19 protein-coding genes are annotated in these 15,975 nt (G+C 59.9%); 6 read left to right on the top strand and 13 right to left on the bottom strand.

Going from position 1 to position 15,975, the window contains the following annotated elements; genetic code table 11:
- Positions 1 to 10: 10 nt before the first annotated feature.
- The 5 genes from PXJ20_RS16460 to PXJ20_RS16440 all read left to right on the top strand — a co-directional run bounded on the left by PXJ20_RS16460 (position 11) and on the right by PXJ20_RS16440 (position 6,180).
- On the top strand, positions 11 to 907 hold the full coding sequence (locus PXJ20_RS16460) for a polysaccharide deacetylase family protein (protein ID WP_421029344.1): 897 nt from the start codon (positions 11 to 13) through the stop codon (positions 905 to 907).
- A gap of 203 nt (positions 908 to 1,110) precedes the next feature.
- The gene (locus tag PXJ20_RS16455; RefSeq protein WP_017776746.1) at positions 1,111 to 1,572 is read left to right on the top strand and encodes a peroxiredoxin; all 462 of its coding nucleotides are present in this window, start codon (positions 1,111 to 1,113) and stop codon (positions 1,570 to 1,572) included.
- Positions 1,573 to 1,923: 351 nt separating this feature from the next.
- Positions 1,924 to 3,780 (top strand): PhoH family protein, encoded by a 1,857-nt coding sequence (locus tag PXJ20_RS16450; RefSeq protein ID WP_421029345.1) that lies wholly within the window; start codon positions 1,924 to 1,926, stop codon positions 3,778 to 3,780.
- A 269-nt stretch (positions 3,781 to 4,049) separates the two neighbouring features.
- A complete protein-coding gene (locus PXJ20_RS16445) occupies positions 4,050 to 5,285 on the top strand; it encodes an NlpC/P60 family protein (protein ID WP_421029346.1) in 1,236 nt (411 codons plus the stop codon).
- 88 nt (positions 5,286 to 5,373) lie between these two features.
- Positions 5,374 to 6,180: an SDR family NAD(P)-dependent oxidoreductase gene (locus PXJ20_RS16440; protein WP_017776743.1), complete on the top strand. Its 807-nt coding sequence runs from the start codon at positions 5,374 to 5,376 to the stop codon at positions 6,178 to 6,180.
- Between the two features lie 28 nt (positions 6,181 to 6,208).
- Here the strand turns inward: PXJ20_RS16440 and PXJ20_RS16435 are convergent, their stop codons facing one another.
- Together PXJ20_RS16435 and PXJ20_RS16430 are read right to left on the bottom strand one after the other, a co-directional pair.
- Positions 6,209 to 7,219, bottom strand: a complete 1,011-nt coding sequence (locus tag PXJ20_RS16435) for an inorganic phosphate transporter (protein WP_017776742.1) — start codon at positions 7,217 to 7,219, stop codon at positions 6,209 to 6,211.
- A 12-nt stretch (positions 7,220 to 7,231) separates the two neighbouring features.
- On the bottom strand, positions 7,232 to 7,858 hold the full coding sequence (locus PXJ20_RS16430) for a DUF47 domain-containing protein (protein ID WP_421029347.1): 627 nt from the start codon (positions 7,856 to 7,858) through the stop codon (positions 7,232 to 7,234).
- Positions 7,859 to 8,287: 429 nt separating this feature from the next.
- Between PXJ20_RS16430 and PXJ20_RS16425 the strand changes: the two genes are divergently transcribed.
- Positions 8,288 to 8,557, top strand: a complete 270-nt coding sequence (locus PXJ20_RS16425; protein WP_421029348.1) for a helix-turn-helix transcriptional regulator — start codon at positions 8,288 to 8,290, stop codon at positions 8,555 to 8,557.
- Between the two features lie 66 nt (positions 8,558 to 8,623).
- Here PXJ20_RS16425 and PXJ20_RS16420 read toward each other — a convergent pair whose 3' ends face one another.
- The 11 genes from PXJ20_RS16420 to PXJ20_RS16370 all read right to left on the bottom strand — a co-directional run bounded on the left by PXJ20_RS16420 (position 8,624) and on the right by PXJ20_RS16370 (position 15,958).
- A complete protein-coding gene (locus tag PXJ20_RS16420; protein ID WP_421029349.1) occupies positions 8,624 to 9,472 on the bottom strand; it encodes a competence protein CoiA in 849 nt (282 codons plus the stop codon).
- A 75-nt stretch (positions 9,473 to 9,547) separates the two neighbouring features.
- On the bottom strand, positions 9,548 to 9,832 hold the full coding sequence (locus PXJ20_RS16415) for a hypothetical protein (protein WP_421029350.1): 285 nt from the start codon (positions 9,830 to 9,832) through the stop codon (positions 9,548 to 9,550).
- A 20-nt stretch (positions 9,833 to 9,852) separates the two neighbouring features.
- Positions 9,853 to 10,080, bottom strand: coding sequence for a hypothetical protein (locus PXJ20_RS16410; RefSeq protein ID WP_421029351.1), 228 nt, complete (start codon positions 10,078 to 10,080; stop codon positions 9,853 to 9,855).
- A 63-nt stretch (positions 10,081 to 10,143) separates the two neighbouring features.
- Entirely contained in the window at positions 10,144 to 10,851 is a 708-nt protein-coding gene (locus PXJ20_RS16405) for an immunity 52 family protein (protein ID WP_421029352.1), read from the bottom strand.
- A 22-nt stretch (positions 10,852 to 10,873) separates the two neighbouring features.
- Entirely contained in the window at positions 10,874 to 11,470 is a 597-nt protein-coding gene (locus PXJ20_RS16400; RefSeq protein ID WP_421029353.1) for a restriction endonuclease fold toxin 5 domain-containing protein, read from the bottom strand.
- Complete coding sequence (locus PXJ20_RS16395; RefSeq protein WP_421029354.1) at positions 11,358 to 11,825, bottom strand: hypothetical protein; 468 nt, start codon at positions 11,823 to 11,825, stop codon at positions 11,358 to 11,360. The genes PXJ20_RS16400 and PXJ20_RS16395 overlap by 113 nt, the downstream gene beginning before the upstream one ends.
- Positions 11,818 to 12,309 carry a DUF4123 domain-containing protein gene (locus PXJ20_RS16390; protein ID WP_421029355.1) on the bottom strand — a complete coding sequence of 164 codons (492 nt, stop codon included), beginning with the start codon at positions 12,307 to 12,309 and terminating at the stop codon, positions 11,818 to 11,820. Before PXJ20_RS16390 ends, PXJ20_RS16395 begins: the two co-directional genes overlap by 8 nt.
- 3 nt (positions 12,310 to 12,312) lie before the next feature.
- Positions 12,313 to 12,765, bottom strand: a complete 453-nt coding sequence (locus PXJ20_RS16385; RefSeq protein WP_421057429.1) for a PAAR domain-containing protein — start codon at positions 12,763 to 12,765, stop codon at positions 12,313 to 12,315.
- A 167-nt stretch (positions 12,766 to 12,932) separates the two neighbouring features.
- On the bottom strand, positions 12,933 to 14,987 hold the full coding sequence (locus PXJ20_RS16380; RefSeq protein WP_421029357.1) for an ATP-dependent nuclease: 2,055 nt from the start codon (positions 14,985 to 14,987) through the stop codon (positions 12,933 to 12,935).
- Positions 14,988 to 15,325: 338 nt separating this feature from the next.
- Positions 15,326 to 15,550: a hypothetical protein gene (locus PXJ20_RS16375; RefSeq protein ID WP_421029358.1), complete on the bottom strand. Its 225-nt coding sequence runs from the start codon at positions 15,548 to 15,550 to the stop codon at positions 15,326 to 15,328.
- A 270-nt stretch (positions 15,551 to 15,820) separates the two neighbouring features.
- Positions 15,821 to 15,958, bottom strand: coding sequence for a hypothetical protein (locus tag PXJ20_RS16370; RefSeq protein WP_421029359.1), 138 nt, complete (start codon positions 15,956 to 15,958; stop codon positions 15,821 to 15,823).
- Positions 15,959 to 15,975: the final 17 nt, after the last annotated feature.

The following is a 15,975-nucleotide window of genomic DNA, read 5'->3' as shown; positions in this document are numbered from 1 at the left end:
GGGACGCGCCTTGGCCCGTATCGTCCTGAAGATCGACGTCGACACGCTGCGCGGCACGCGCGAAGGCGTGCCGAATCTCGCGCGCATCTTCGACCGCTTCAAGGCCCGTGCCACGTTCCTGTTCAGCCTCGGCCCGGATCACACGGGCTGGGCGCTGCGCCGCGTGCTGCGGCCGGGGTTTCTCAAGAAGGTGTCGCGCACGTCCGTAGTGGAGCACTACGGTGTCAGGCAGTTGATGTACGGCGTGCTGCTGCCAGGTCCTGACATCGGCGTGCGCGCCGCGGCGGAGATGCGCGCCATCCACGAAGCCGGCTTCGAATGCGGCATCCATACGTGGGACCATGTCTACTGGCAGGACAACGTGCGCAGCCGCTCGCGCGAGTGGACCGTCACCCAGATGCAGCAGAGCCATGCGCGCTTCGTCGACGTGTTCGGCACGCCGCCCGTCACGCACGGCGCGGCCGGCTGGCAGATGAACGACGCGGCATTCGAGCAGATCGACGCGTGGGGCATGCACTATGCGTCCGACGGACGCGGACATACACCGTACCGGCCGGTGGTCAACGGCCGCACGCTCGCGCACGTGCAGATGCCCACTACGCTGCCCACGCTCGACGAAGTGTTGGGCGTGGACGGCATCGACGAGGGCAACGTCGCCGACTGGATGCTCAAGCGCACCGAGAACAATCCCTGCGACCAGGTGTTCACGCTGCACGCCGAGCTCGAAGGCCAGAAGCTTGCGCCCGTGTTCGAAGCGCTGCTGGCAGGCTGGCGCGCGCAGGGCCACACGTTCGCCACCATGGGCGACTACTACGCGACGCTGGACCACAACGCGCTGCCATCGTACCCTGTCACGTGGGGCGAAATTCCCGGCCGCTCCGGCGAGTTGATCGTTCAGCCCGATTGACTGTCGATCGATTCCCGATCGATCTCCGGTCGATCCCGCCGCTTCAGCAAGCCCGTTTCCCCGCAGCACGCGCGCGTCGCATCGAGGTGCAACGCGCCGTGCCTGCCGGCCGTTCCCGCTCCCGACGTGCGGCCTGCGCGATACCGTCGCGCGGCGCACGTCGTCCGTCATGTCCGTCATAAAACCAACAACCGGAGAAACACGTGCCCATCGCAGTCGACCAACCCGTCCCCGACTTCACCGCTCAGGCGACTGGCGGCGATTTCACGCTTTCCAGTCTTCGGGGCAAGAAGGTGGTGCTGTATTTCTATCCCAAGGACAACACGCCGGGCTGCACAACCGAAGGCCTGCAGTTCCGCGACCTGTACCCGAAGTTCAAGAAGGCCGGCGCCGAGATCGTGGGCGTATCGCGCGACAGTGTACGTTCGCACGACAACTTCAAGGCCAAGCTGGAACTGCCGTTTACCTTGGTATCGGATGCCGACGAAGCGCTCTGCTCGCTCTTCGACGTCATCAAAATGAAGAAAATGTATGGCAAAGAGGTACGTGGAATCGAGCGCTCCACTTTCCTCATCGACGGGCAAGGCGTGCTTCGCCAGGCGTGGCGCGGCGTGCGTGTGCCGGGCCATGTCGAGGAAATCCTGGAGGCTGTACAAGCGCTTTGAGGCGCGTTATATTGGGTTGCAATGAGTGCCTGTCCACCCCATTCTTTTCGCAGTCGTGCCCGCCGCCGTCCGGCCGTTCAGTCCGCCGACGCTGATGCCGCGAGGTACGACGCGACAATGGTAGTAGTCGAGCCGCTTGCCTCGCTTACCGGGGCAGCGGCTTTTTTGTTTGCGCCCCGCCGGAGTCCCCTCCGGTCACGCGTTTTTCCCAAGGAGCCCATCGAAAACCAGGCGAACCGGCATTTTCAGACCTGAGCGCGCCGCGATACGCCTTCATGAAACGCCAATCCGGCGTTCGCATGAAGCCGCAGACGGCGCACGATACTCGACCCGATTTTTTCGAGGGACACCATGCCTTTGCCTACCCCACCCAGCAAACTCGGCAACCTGCTGTCGCCTGACGAGTACAAGGCCAAAGCCCGCCCCGCAAAACCGGTGAAGAAGCAGGCAGCCGAAGGGGAATTCACCGATACGGCTGAGTACGGCGCGGCCAGCGTTGCCACGCCGATGACCGAAGCGGCGAACGCCGCCACCACCTTGCGGCAGGTGCCCCTGCCCTCGGCGCCCGCCATGGCCGCCGCGCTCGAGCCCGTGGCGCCCGCACCGCGTGCCCGCAAGAAACAGACGGCTGCGTTGCTGCAAACCCGCGCCGCCGAAGACGAACTCGAAGCGCCTGCCGTATCGCTCGCGCCCAGCAGGCCGGTCGCACCGGTTGCGCGCGATGGCAAATCCGCGCCGACCGAGGCACGTGCCGGCGCTGCGCCGCGCGCCCAGGGTTCACGCAAAAAACGCGTTCACCCCGAAGAGGTGACGGAAGTCCGCAAGCTCTTCGTGCTCGACACCAACGTGCTCATGCACGACCCTACCTGCCTCTTCCGCTTCGAGGAACACGACGTCTATCTGCCGATGATGACGCTCGAAGAGCTCGACAACCACAAGAAGGGGATGTCTGAGGTCGCACGCAACGCGCGTCAGGTGAGCCGCACACTCGACTCGCTCGTCGCGAACGCGGGGCCGATTACCGAAGGCATTCCGCTGTCGCGCCTGGGCAGCCTCGAAGCGCTGGGCCGCCTGTATTTCCAGACGCAGCTCACGGAGATCGAACCCGTCGAAGGCCTGCCGCAAGGCAAGGCCGACAACCAGATTCTCGGCGTGGTCCGCGCGCTGCAGCGCGACCGGCAGGATCAGCTTGTCGTGCTGGTGTCGAAAGACATCAACATGCGCATCAAGGCGCACGCGCTCGGCCTGCCCGCAGAAGACTATTTCAACGACCAGGTTCTCGAAGACAAAGACCTGCTCTATACCGGCATCCGCGCCCTGCCCCAGGACTTCTGGACGAAACACGCGAAGGGCATGGAAAGCTGGCAGGACACCAAGACCGGCACCACGTATTACCGCGTGACCGGGCCGCTCGTCGCGTCGATGCTCGTCAACGAGTTCGTGTACCTGGAGCCGCAGAACGGCGAGCCGGCGTTCCATGCGATCGTGCGCGAACTCAACGGCAAGACGGCGCTGCTGCAAACCTTGCGCGACTACGGGCACCACAAGAACAACGTGTGGGGTATTACGGCGCGCAATCGCGAGCAGAACTTCGCGCTGAACCTGTTGATGGATCCGGAAATCGACTTCGTCACGCTGCTCGGTCAGGCCGGCACGGGCAAGACGCTCGTCGCGCTCGCGGCGGGCCTCGCGCAGGTGCTCGACGACAAGCGCTACAACGAGATCATCGTGACGCGCGCGACCGTGCCTGTCGGCGAGGACATCGGCTTTCTGCCCGGTACCGAAGAGGAAAAAATGCAGCCGTGGATGGGTGCATTCGACGACAACCTCGAAGTGCTTCAGAAGACCGACGACGCCGCCGGCGAATGGGGTCGCGCGGCGACGCAGGAACTCATCCGCTCGCGGCTCAAGGTGAAGAGCATGAACTTCATGCGCGGCCGCACCTTCGTGGACAAGTACCTGATCATCGACGAGGCGCAGAACCTCACGCCCAAGCAGATGAAGACGCTCGTCACGCGCGCGGGTCCCGGCACGAAGATCATCTGCCTTGGCAACATCGCGCAGATCGATACGCCGTACCTCACGGAGGGCAGCTCGGGCCTGACATACGTCGTAGACCGCTTCAAGGGCTGGGCGCACAGCGGCCACGTCACGCTGGCGCGTGGCGAACGCTCGCGGCTCGCAGACTACGCCTCAGACATCCTGTAGGCCGCCCGCCGTCTGCCGTCGCCGGCTCGCCCGGCGGCGCGAGTCTCACCACGAACCGCATCCGGATTGCCGGATGCGGTTCTTTTTTTGTCCGTCCCGGAAGGGCGCCGGATCGACGCCGGCGCCTCCCGCCAACTGAACGGCAATACAACACTTAGCGCGTAAACTTCACGTAACTTATGAGGATTTCTTGCCGGAGCCGCGTCGCACGGGCTACCATCGGCACATTCCCGTATCCGGCGCGCGCCGCTCAGGCGCCCGCTTCCGCCATGCTCCGTCTCTGGACTGTCCTGCTGATCGCATTGCTGCTGGCGGCGTGTTCGAGCCCTCCGCAGCGCGTGTCGCGCGCGGCAGGCGGCTCGGGTACATCCGGCGAAGCGTTTCGCACGAGGCCGCCGGGTCTGCCGAATTTCGTCGATCACAGCGTGGGACGCGAAGAAATTTCGATCCAGGCGATGAGCCTTGTCGGCGTGCCCTACCGCTGGGGCGGCAATACGCCGGAGAGCGGCTTCGATTGCAGCGGACTCGTGCACTACGTGATCGCCCGTGCCGCGTCGGTGAATCTGCCACGCACGACGGCGGAAATGAGCGGGCGCGGTGAATCCGTCGACCCTGACGAGATCGCCCCGGGGGACCTCATTTTCTTCAACACGACGGGGCGGCCGCACTCGCACGTCGGCATCTACGTCGGCAAGTTGCGGTTCGTGAATGCGCCGTCCACGGGCGGCACGGTGCGCCTCGATTACCTGACAAACCCCTATTGGGCAAAGCGCTTCGACGGCATTCGCCGCGTCGCGCCGCCGAAGACGGCGCCCACGCCATTCGATGCGCCGGCTTACGAAGCCTCGACGACACCGGCCCAGCGTGGTCCGGCGCCGCGGGTGGCTGCCGCGGCGGGTGCGCCGTCGCCCGCACCGGCTCGCGTGGCAGCGGTTGCGCCGCCTGAGCCTCGCGTCGCGGCAAACGTAGCGCCGTCGCCCGCTTCGGCGCAAACCTATCCACCGTATCCGCAGGACGCAGGTCGTATGAGCGTGACTGCCGCCTCCGCTGCCACGATGCCAGCTGATGCGTTCGAACCGCCTCCGCCCCAGATGAGCGCCGCGCAGCGACAAGCTCAGGCGGCAGGCGCGATGGCGCCCTCGGCGTCCGTCACGTCGCCCTCGTCTGTTACGTCGGGCACGCCGACCGTCGCCGCGGCGCCGTCCGTGTCGGCACCGCAAGCTGCGCCTGCGGCCGGCACCGCCTTCGAGCCGTCGGGGAATCGCCCTGCGCAAGCCACTGCGGCGCGCGCCGCCGACCCCATCGATGCTGCCGCCGACGCGTTCGAGCCGCCTCCGCCGGCCACCGTCGCGGTCCGGCAAGCCCAGCAGGCCCAGCAAACCCGACCCACAGGCGAAGCAACAGACGTCCAGGTCATGCGCGCCTCCACGGCATCGCGCGGCACGCCTGCGCCCACGCAATCCAGCGACGATCCCATCGCGCGCTTCGCCAACGGCAACTTCTGAGCGACACGCGCCGCCCGTCTCGCACGCGGCCGCCCGCAGCCTCTGCTATCGTTGCGCCGTAGCGTTCCTGGCGCGGAGGGTCAACACGATGGATCTCGAGCTTCGTAACAAGGTGGTACTGGTCACGGGCGGGAGCAAAGGCATCGGCCTCGCCTGTGCTCGCGCGTTCGGGCGCGAAGGCGCCAAGGTCGCGATCGTCTCGCGCGATCCCGCGAATCTGGCGCGGGCACGTGAGCAGCTTGCCTCCGAAGGTCTGCACGTCCATCTGACCCGCGCCGATCTACACGAGCCGCACGCCGTGGCGGATCTGGTGGAAGACGTGACGACCTCCGTCGGGCCCATCGACGTGCTTGTCAACAGCGCCGGTGCCGCCCGCCGCTACGACCCCGAAACGCTCGACGCCGCCGCGTTCAAGGCGACCATGGAGGCCAAATATTTCCCGTACGTCTACACGCAGCAGGAGGTGCTACGGCGCATGGTGGAACGAGCGAAATCGGCCGGCACCGAAGACGCGGGCTCGATCGTGAACATCATCGGGATGGGCGGAAAGATCGCGAGCGACATCCATATTGCGGGCGGCGCGGCCAATGCGGCGCTGATGCTCGCGACCGTGGGACTCGCGCACTATCACGCCCGCTACGGCATCCGCATCAACGCGATCAACCCCGGCGCTACGCTCACCGAGCGGCTACAGGAGGCGCTTCAGCTCGAAGCCGCACAGCAAGGCCTGGACGCGGCCCAGGTGCTGGAGCAAGGTCAGCGCAAAGTCCCGCTCGGGCGCTTCGCGAAGCCGGAGGAAATTGCCGAGGTCGCGCTCTTCCTGGCGAGCCGGCGCGCAAGCTACGTAACGGGCGCAATCATCCCCATGGATGGGGGTTCCGCGCCCCTCATCTGAACGGGCGGCAACCACCGCCCGCCGCGGGCTACAGGAAACGATGCCCCAGCCACCATCCCGCGGCAGCGAGCACCGCGGACGCCGGAATGGTGAGCACCCAGGCCCAGACGATATTGCCGGCCACGCCCCAGCGCACCGCGCTGAGCTTCTGGGTAGCGCCCACACCGACAATGGCGCCGGTAATAGTGTGCGTCGTCGAGACAGGAACGCCCATCGACGAGGCGATGAAGAGCGTCAGCGCCCCGCCCGTCTCGGCGCAAAAGCCGCCCACGGGCTTGAGCTTCGTGATCTTCTGGCCCATGGTGCGCACGATGCGCCAGCCGCCGAAGAGCGTGCCGAGCCCCATCGAGAGATAGCAGAGCCCGATCACCCAGATGGGCGGCGCATCCGCCGTGGCGGAGGCATAGCCCGTGGCGATCAGCAGCATCCAGATGATGCCGATGGTCTTCTGCGCGTCGTTGCCGCCGTGGCCCAGGCTATAGAGCCCCGCCGAAATCAGCTGCAGGCGGCGAAAACGCCGGTCCACCTTGCTGGGTGGCGTGCGGAAATAGATCCACGACACCGTGAGCATGAAGAACGAGCCCAGCACGAAGCCGAGCAGCGGCGAAATGAAGATGAACGCCACGGTCTTCAGAATGCCGTCGACGTTCAGCGCGCCCCACCCCGACTTCGCGAGCGCGGCGCCCACGAGGCCGCCGATCAGCGCATGCGACGAACTCGACGGAATGCCGTAGTACCACGTGACGAGGTTCCAGCCGATCGCGCCTACCAGCGCACCGAACACCACGTAGTGGTCCACGATGCCGGGGTCGATGGTGCCCTTGCCCACGGTCTGCGCGACCTTCAGGTGAAAGATGAAATAGGCGATGACGTTGAAGAGCGCGGCAAACGCCACGGCTTGCTGCGGCTTGAGCACGCCCGTCGAAACGACCGTGGCGATGGAGTTCGCCGCGTCGTGAAAGCCGTTCATGAAGTCGAACACGAGCGAGATCATGACGAGCATGGCCACCGCCCAGATTGCGAGTTGTATCGAATGCATCGTCTAGTCCGCTCACGCGTTTTCCAGCACGATGCCTTCGATAATGTTCGCGAGGTCCTCGCACTTGTCGGTGATCGACTCGAGCAACTCGTAGATCGCCTTGAGCTTGATCAGCGTCTTGACGTCGTCTTCCTCGCGGAAGAGCTTCGACATCGCGGTACGCAGCACGGCGTCCGCTTCGGATTCGAGGCGGTCGATTTCCTCGCACGCCTTGAGAATCTGGCGCGCCTGTTTCATGTCCGAGAGCAACGCGACCGCGTTTTTCACCTGCGCGCTCGTGGCCGAGCAGATGTGCGCAAGCTGGCTCGCTTCGGACGTGACCGACTGCACGTCGTAGAGCCAGATTGCCGTGGCGACGTCTTCCATCAAGTCGAGGATGTCGTCCATCGTGGTGATGAGCTTGTGGATCTCGTCGCGGTCGAGCGGCGTAATGAAGGTCTTGTGCAGCAGGTCGATTGCTTCGTGCGTGAGCCTGTCGGCGGCCTTTTCCGAAACCTGGATGTTCTGCTTGTGGACCTCGGCTTCCCCGAGGTTGTCGATCAGAAGCTCGAGCTCCCGGCTTGCGGAAACGATGTGCTCTGCGTGGGCGTTGAAAATTTCAAAGAACTTGCCCTCGGTGGGCAGTAGGCGACCAAACATAAAATTAATTAAAACCACTTAAAATCAATCAGTTATGAGTGCGCCACCTACCCCTCGTGCGCCTCGTACGCATTCTGTACGTATTTCGAATTTGGCCGTTCGCCCGCAGACAATGCGACTGGGTGGGCGACTTCGCACGGCAGGTGACAAATTTGTGACGGCGCACAGTGTACCGGAAAGCGACCTGTCCCCCGTCACCATCGCAACCTGCGTGCCCCTGTCCGTGGCGGCGCAACCGCCGCCGTTCCAGCAAGGGCGGCCCCGCCGTCACAAAAAAACTGCCGAATTTCGCGTGCCCCAGTAAATGGAGTTCGTTGGACGGATTTGTTCAGCAACGTCTCGGGCCGTCGATAGCCCGAAAGATTTTGGCCGCATGCAGCGACAACAGATGGATCAAAGGAAACGAAAATGGTAAAGGAACCAGCCCGCTTGAGCCGCGCAGACTTTATCACCGGGCTCGTGCCGAAAGGCAAACCGGTCGGCAAGGTCAGACGCGAACACGACAGCGCCAAAGGCGGCAATCGCATTTTGCGCCCGGTTGAAGTCGCGGAACGCTTGGGTATCAGCCGCGCGAAGGTTTACCAACTGATAGCGCAGGACGAGAATTTTCCGGCCCGCAAAAAGCTCAGTGCGCGCGTGGTCGGGTGGATAGAGTCAGAAATTGACGATTACATCGCGTCGCTGCCCGATGCGTCATAACCGCTCCGGCAAAAACTGCGCCGCCTGAGATGTAACGGAGGCGCAGTTTTTGAGCGGCCCAAGAATTTATTCGGTGGACACGCCGAATTCTCGGATCGGATAAAAGCGCGTTGCGATGGCTCGGGCGCCCCTCTCGACCATCGCGTCGTGAACGAATTTCCGTTTCGCGACGTAGCGCATACAGGGCAAGCCGGATTCGTCGTACGTCATGAGCTGTGCAAGCCAATCCTCGCCGAAATCGATGTACACCGGGCACGCTGCATCGAGCCATGTGCGACGCGGGCGTACCCAATCATATTGATGGTGGCCGACACATGCTTCCAGCACCTGCTGTTCGATTTCGCCGATCCCGTGGTACAAGCCCCCTTGCAGGTTTGCCTTTGTCGCATCCGGATACTCTTTTTGGCATTCGGACAACCGGAAGAAGATACCACGCGCCGCACCCTGCATTTCGCGTGTGGCCTTGACCCAGACTAGATCGTGCGCAAGCTCGGACGTCGGGTCAGGCAGTGGGTGATAAATGTCGAAATTGTGGCGGAAGCCGCTGCCGTCGATGACCCAGACAAGGTTCCCGTAGAACGCTTCGCGGGAAATTCGCTCGGCATCGGTCATCGCGGAATGTTGAACCTCGATGACGATGCCGGTTGGCGTCTTAATATCGGCCCGATGGATTTCGCCGTCAGGCGCGACGTGCGAAATTTCCCGGCAGTCGGCAGGAAACAGATTCTTCCATTCGCGATGCCACGGCGTTTCGTTCTCCCACCACGGATCGCAGTCGCGGCGGCTGGCGTGCGCCCAATGATGCATGACGCGCGGGCCACATTTCGCGACGGTCGGCGCGCCGCACGTCGGGCAATTGCCGTGACCGCCCGGGAACGCCTCGCGGCGCTCGTCTTCAACAATGGCGAACTGCACCCGTCATCCCCTTTGCGTCTGATTTCTTGTTCGTAACTACGCTGCGCCGAGCCACGCCCGTGCGTTCATGTGCGTTCATATTTGTGGCGGACCGGTGTACGGACGGTCGAATCGGATGTGCTCGGCCCCCTTCATCTTCGGGTTGCCGTTCCTGAACTCGTTCCAGACCGATTCGGCCGTCTTGCCCGGCCACAGATGATTCGTGAAGTGCATGTGCGGCCCATGTTCGAAATGGTTGTCGTACTGCCACACGTCGCGGTTGTCAAAATAGAAGAACAGCCATTTCGAGTGATCGGGCCAGTAGAACATGTGCCCGACGAGATACCTGCGCTCCGCGAGCAGTTGGTACCACTTGCGCATCGCCTTCGTTTGCGTCTCGGTCAGCGGGCCATTGTGGATGTTGTCGAGTCGCTTCGCGTCCTCGTCGGTCCACTGCCAGTTCGGCAGAAAGTCTCGATACGAAATGCAGTGCCGCCAAGGATGGATGAGGCCGACTCGCAAGCCGCGATCAGGTCGCCGAAGGCCGTTTCGGTAATCACCGCCTGCTTGCATATCTTCTTCACATCGCTCAACTTCTCCGCGCCTATCAAATCATCGATGGCCTTCATCGCGGCCCTGTCCTGCGGCGTTGGGTTCGAATTGATTGGCGTGCGACGGAATGGTCAGTGCGTTCAGATATCGGCGTAGGCAGGCAGCAGGTCTTGATCGACCAGACGGATTTCGATGCGGTTCGCGGCCTCAACGTGCTCCGGGTTGTCCGCAGAGAATACGCCATCCGCGACGCTGACAATGATCGTCCCGATTTCCTTCCCGTCGTTGTTCCTCACCGGAATCAACGCCCGCGCTTCGGGAACTTGCTGCACGGTGATCTTGCGCGGTAGGTATAGCATCCAGCCGACGCCTGGCTTGTCGTCAAACACACGCTTATCGAAATATTCCTTGGGCGCGACTTCCACGACGAGCGGCGCGAAATTGGCAACAACTGACTGAACGATGCCTGCCATGTCGTTGGGAGACTGCGGAGAAAGCGCAGCGTCAATGTCGAGTGTGACGCGATCAGGCAACATCTTTGCGTCGGATACTTGGCAAGATATCGCGGCGCTATCGTCCCCTTCTGCCGCGCTCCAGATCGCAGCATGCGACACGCTGCGCCGTTTGCCACCCGCTCGTGTCGTCAGCACGGCCAGTGCTGCTGTTGACGGTTCGCCATTCTCGTCAAAGGCCGGGTACAGATTCGCCTCTTCCGCCGAATCAGCCGTGAGTCGCCAGTTCACATGTGCCATCAACGGCTGTTTCGCGGACAGCGCCGCCACAAGCTGCGATTCGCGAGCCAGCATTTCCCGAAAGTCTTGAGACGCCAGCGAAGCGTCCCGGAACATCGCATTTATTTCCATGTTCTGTTCACGGTTGATAGACGGCTGGCACACCCATGCGCGTGAGCACCGGAGCCATCTTTTTGTAGGTGAGCGGGGTTTGAAAGTACCACGTCAAGCGGGTCGGCGGATTCATGCGCACGGTCGTGCCTTGCTCAACGATCTGGTCTTCCATCGAGCGGAAACCTTCAAACCATTTGTCCGCCTTCGGGATCGACCCATCGAGAAATTGATCGTAATTGCCCTTCGCTTCTTGCAGCAGGCACGCGCCGGGCTGAAACCCGTCGAAATCGATACCGAGCCATTGCCACTCTTCGGACCAACGGCATTCTTCCGTATCGAACGGAAAACCCGTGATGCGTGCTTGGTAACGGTACGAATTCCAGTTGACACCGTGATTGCGGCGAATCCTCGCGCCGCCTTCAGGCGGGCATTTATCGCACTGGCGGTCGGTGCGCGGCAAGGAGCGTTCAGCGGCCTTGCTATCTTCCTTTTTCGTGTCGCCGGACAGGCTACCCGTTGCCCCCACTGCTGCCCCGCCCAATAAAGCTGCGCCAGCGCGCGCCAAGACCGGACCAAGTGCTTCCACTGCTCCCTCTAACAACGGAACTGCGAGCCCCGCCATTGTTCAGTCCTCCCTGAAATTCAGGATGTTCGATTTTCCAGCGCACCACGCGCAGATAATCGTGAAAACGTTCGTCTGCCGAGCGACCTGGACGCGTCAGCCACGCACGTGTCCCGGGCTGCTCGTAGAAGCTGGGGGCGTATGCTTCGATGCGAAGGAACGCCACCAGATTTTCGTCACGTTCAATGCCAAGCACTCGCGCGGCCTTGAACGCCTTCCACAGCCGTGACGGGAGCGCAGGATCATCGGCGAGCTTGGGATCGTCCTTGCACAAATCCACGCGCACGCCATCGACAAACCGTCTGGCATCAATTTCGGCAAGCGCCGCAACCTGTTCCGTCGTGAGTTCAAGCATGCGGATGTATCCTCGTCAGTTCGCCGTTGATCTGGACAAGCCAGTCGAACGTCGATACGAAGAATTCGGCTCGTTGTGAAAACGAGAGCAGATCGGCGATGTCGGCTACCAGGCGCGCATCGTAAAAGCGCAGCAACGCCGTCCGACCATCGGGCATGCGCACATTCAGACGCTCACGAAGCTCGTCAGCGAGGCCCAGGAAAGGATAGGCGCTGATGAGCCACGACACACCTTCGGCTTCACGGCCCATGCTGAACAGTCTTTGCCGCACGCCGTGCGAAGCTTCGGCGAAATTGATTAACCACGGCCCCGCGTCGGCGAGTGACGCATCGGGCGTGCCGTCGAACAATGCGATGGTGCCTGCTGGCCGTTCAACCGGTTCCCCTCTCCCATAGAGCAACGCGTCAACGAGCGCGTACAGCCGCACGGGCAAGCTTGCCTGCGCCTGTCGTTGCGCGAGATGGGCTTCGATGTGGGACGCCACGGCTTACCCCCGCATCACCATCGTTGCGCCGCTTTCCGCTGCGGCTTTCAGGCATTCAAGGCAGAGCGTGGGGCTTGGTGACAGCGCCGCAGCCGTAGCTGCTGCTACGGTTGCGCCGGTACTTGCGTGGCCTTCGCCATCGTCGCTGATAGTGGAATTCGACTGTGATGCAATCAGCGCCGCACCACATGCAGTACGCATACCTTCAACAGCCGTATTTCGGCCATCAATCACGTGCGGAATACGGCGACCCAGCAGGTCAGGCAGGATCGGAAATGTGCCCTTGCATTGCGGGCACGCGACCATGTGCCCCACGCCCGAAATGGGCCTGCCTTCCAGTGTTGCGGTCGGATTTCCTTCAAGAACCCTGCCGCCGTGCGACGTGGTATCGCCCTTGCAAATAATGCTCCGTGACACGCGGCCCTCCGTGCTGCTGTTTTGTCTGAACCTTATCATGAGCCTAAGTATGAGGCTCGAACGGCGTCAACTGTGACGACGATAAATCGCGGGGCAGCTGCCAAGGCCGCGTGCAATTGAATCTGGCCATCACCAATCCCGTGCACCTATGAAACCTCTAGACATATTCAACCCACCTAGCCAAAAAATCGCTTGACGAGATAAAATTACGACGGCAACAGCCTCCCTATAATACCTTTTAGAGCCGTAATATCGTCTTTATTTTTGCGTGCCAGCTCTGCGGCTAACATACACTTGAATTTTGTTAGGTCTATGTTGACTTGATACGTGCGCTGGACGCTCTCCAAAAGAATTTTACCACTGCACAAGACCTTCCAGTCGTTTTGCCATAGCGGCTCCCGCTCGGCACGCTTTGACGCATGAATTCGTTCGAATTCGCCAACCCAATCTTTATTAGCAAGTTTCGTGTTTATATTTCTCTGATTTTCAGAAAGTCTTTCCAACTGGATATTTGCAATCTCCGCAACACTTCTCCCCTTTATCTCCTCACTCCTAAGTCCATTCCGAATTTCTCTAAACTCAGAAAGCATTTCGTTCAAGATAACAGAGTCCAGTTGATTTATAGCAAACCCCTTCAACTCCATTGAAAATCTCCCCCGAGATTCAGGTGGGTTGGTAGCATAAATTTTTATAAGATCAAATAATATTGTCTCATCGATTAGATAGTTCTCAAGACAATAACGTTCAAGCTGCTCAATCTTAACCAAGTCAGTACTAGAAAGATTTGTCGTCTTGCGATCATTGTCAAACAGGAATCCCTGTCGCTCCTTTAACACCCCTTTTCTTTCCGCTTCCTGAAGCTCTCTGATTGATTTTTCGACTTCTGTGCGCCCGTGGAGGGCGCGAAGTTGCACACCGGAAAGAAGTTCTGGAAATGCAGCTTCGAGTATCGAAATGTCAGTATCCCCCTCAACAAACACGGTCGCCTTTGCGGTCAACGCCTGCTCTGCGCTGACACCAAGACGACGAATAGCTTCGACAACCTCGTACACGTCTTGCTTCAGAACCGGGGAAATGTCAGTCCCGCTGCGCAAGTGAAACAACGCTGTATCGTCACGCTCGTACGCGTCCCGTGTAATTTCTGCACTGTGTGTTGAAATTATAAATTGACAGTCGAAGTTCTTGGCTACGTGTTCAGCAAGATAGGGAATAATTTTCCGGCAAACAGCGGGATTTAAATGCAATTCTAGCTCATCTACCAATACAATGGAACCCAAAGCAAGTGCTGTTTTGAACAATAAAAAACTTAGAACAAGACCCTTCTCGCCACTACTGAGACTGTCTATGTCGAACGTCTTCTGCGAAACATCGTCCCTAACAAGAACGGATACGAGTCCAGTTGGTTTTTGGCTCAACCCAACAAATCTTTTTCCAGGCAAAAAGGTGTCAAAAATAGAATCAAATTCCGGCTTAAGATCAGTATCATTTATCCGCGCCAAAATGGCTCGATTAACCACAGTTTGCTTTAATCTTCCATACTTCGATATCGCCTGCGAAAAATGGCTATCGAGCTGCGCCTTAAAATCCTGCGGCCCTATTTGAATCGCCACTTCTCCGGCAGGCATCGAGCGATCAGCCGGAAAATAACTAAAAATGGTTTTTTCAGGCACCAAACGCTGTTCAAGATGAGCAATAAATAGATTATTTAATGTTGAGGAGCCTTGAATTTGAAGTTGATTAATGTCGATCCTAGCTTCTACCTTATTTGACGCATCGAGATTTTTTATCGCTTCAACAATCGTTTTTGACGCCTCAAGCTGGGCCTTCTGGCCCATCGGGGTAGCGAAGTATGCCGTCAAGTCCAACGTCGGATCATTCGGCTGTCGGCCCAATTGCGTTGCAACTAGATTTCTCGTAATTTGGGGTATTGCCTGACGAATAGATTCAATCTCGTCATTCGAGAATTCAATGGTGAGACCGACCGTGACTGGCTTGTCTATATCGCCAGCCAACGCGGAAATATCATATTGAAATTGACCTTGCATAAAGTGAGCACTGGTCGCGCCGAGACTAACCAAGACCAATCTTAACTCATCATGCGTACGAGGAAACAGTACAGCCTTTGCAAGACGAATTGCCTCAAAAATTGTGCTTTTCCCGACCGCATTAGGTCCGACGATCACGGAAAGATTCTGAGATAGGTCGAAATCAATGTCTGCTAATTTCCTGAAATTCTTAATTACGACTCTTCGCAGCTTCATTTTAATGATTTCCTATATCTAATTAATTGTCTATTCTAAACAGCAGTAAACGGCGATCTCATCCCAAGGCCCACGGATCGCGCCTTCGGGAAACTAATTAGGTTGGCCAGCGGGCGAACCACAAATATCGCACCGGAACTTTAAGAGCATTGTCGCACCTGACATTCCGTAATAGAATTCACTTCGTGCGTGTCTTCTGCCAAGAAATTGTGCAGGACCCACCACGCACCTGTCGGAAGCGCGATCAACGAGCCGCACGCCAACAGAAATTCCGCCCATTTTTTTGCCGTTTCCAAGTCAAAGCACATGTGGCCCCCGATGACTTATTCTGCAGCGCGTCAGCATTTCAGCTGCACGCGGTGTGATGCCAACTCGTGCCAATCGGCGCTGTTGCTGCCGATCCAGTCGCGTACTTCGGCTTCGTCCGCAAAGCCGTCAATTTCGTTCTCAAAGCCGTCCGACCACGTAATACGGACGATATATCCCGAACCCTCCTTTAGCCGTACCGGCTCATAGGTCGGCCTTTCTGCTGCATCCCATGCGCTGCTCTTCGGACCGTTCACGCCGCGCCCCGGCACTCAGTCAATGGATAAATGGATAGCTGCTGCGGATAATATTTTGCTCAGAGAGCCGATTATGCGTCGCTTCGTTCCGCGCGTCATCCGTCATCCGGAAACCATTCTTCGAAGACGCTCGCCACGACCAATTTCCGCGTCTGCCGCTCGTCGTCCGCGCCGACCGCACGCACCCAGAACACGCCGCCACTTGCCGCGTTCCATTGCACCGGGTTCGATCCTGCACGAGTACAGTAGTCGGTAGCCGTACTCGGCACGTCACCGCCCCGGTGCTTGCTGCCACGGCACGCGCGCGCCATACGGGCCATACGGGCCATACGGGCCATACGGGCCATACGGGCCATACGGGCCATACGGGCCATACGGGCCATACGGGTTTTGCCAGTATGTGGCCATTCATGGTTTTCTGCTCT

This window comes from Paraburkholderia sp. A1RI_3L, assembly GCF_048957895.1.
GTDB classification, from domain to species: Bacteria; Pseudomonadota; Gammaproteobacteria; order Burkholderiales; family Burkholderiaceae; genus Paraburkholderia; species Paraburkholderia kururiensis.
Note: the sequence above shows the minus strand (reverse complement) of the source record. Positions and strands in the feature narration are given on the sequence as shown.

Bases quoted from the DNA above. Each gene is read 5' to 3' on its own strand.
- PXJ20_RS16430 (WP_421029347.1), bottom strand. From the start codon at position 7,858: ATGTTTGGTCGCCTACTGCCCACCGAGGGCAAGTTCTTTGAAATTTTC.
- PXJ20_RS16370 (WP_421029359.1), bottom strand. From the start codon at position 15,958: ATGGCCACATACTGGCAAAACCCGTATGGCCCGTATGGCCCGTATGGC.
- PXJ20_RS16380 (WP_421029357.1), bottom strand. From the start codon at position 14,987: ATGAAGCTGCGAAGAGTCGTAATTAAGAATTTCAGGAAATTAGCAGAC.
- PXJ20_RS16410 (WP_421029351.1), bottom strand. From the start codon at position 10,080: ATGAAGGCCATCGATGATTTGATAGGCGCGGAGAAGTTGAGCGATGTG.
- PXJ20_RS16405 (WP_421029352.1), bottom strand. From the start codon at position 10,851: ATGTTCCGGGACGCTTCGCTGGCGTCTCAAGACTTTCGGGAAATGCTG.
- PXJ20_RS16445 (WP_421029346.1), top strand. From the start codon at position 4,050: ATGCTCCGTCTCTGGACTGTCCTGCTGATCGCATTGCTGCTGGCGGCG.
- PXJ20_RS16395 (WP_421029354.1), bottom strand. From the start codon at position 11,825: ATGCTTGAACTCACGACGGAACAGGTTGCGGCGCTTGCCGAAATTGAT.
- PXJ20_RS16440 (WP_017776743.1), top strand. From the start codon at position 5,374: ATGGATCTCGAGCTTCGTAACAAGGTGGTACTGGTCACGGGCGGGAGC.
- PXJ20_RS16415 (WP_421029350.1), bottom strand. From the start codon at position 9,832: ATGCGCAAGTGGTACCAACTGCTCGCGGAGCGCAGGTATCTCGTCGGG.
- PXJ20_RS16450 (WP_421029345.1), top strand. From the start codon at position 1,924: ATGCCTTTGCCTACCCCACCCAGCAAACTCGGCAACCTGCTGTCGCCT.
- PXJ20_RS16435 (WP_017776742.1), bottom strand. From the start codon at position 7,219: ATGCATTCGATACAACTCGCAATCTGGGCGGTGGCCATGCTCGTCATG.
- PXJ20_RS16400 (WP_421029353.1), bottom strand. From the start codon at position 11,470: ATGGCGGGGCTCGCAGTTCCGTTGTTAGAGGGAGCAGTGGAAGCACTT.
- PXJ20_RS16385 (WP_421057429.1), bottom strand. From the start codon at position 12,765: ATGATAAGGTTCAGACAAAACAGCAGCACGGAGGGCCGCGTGTCACGG.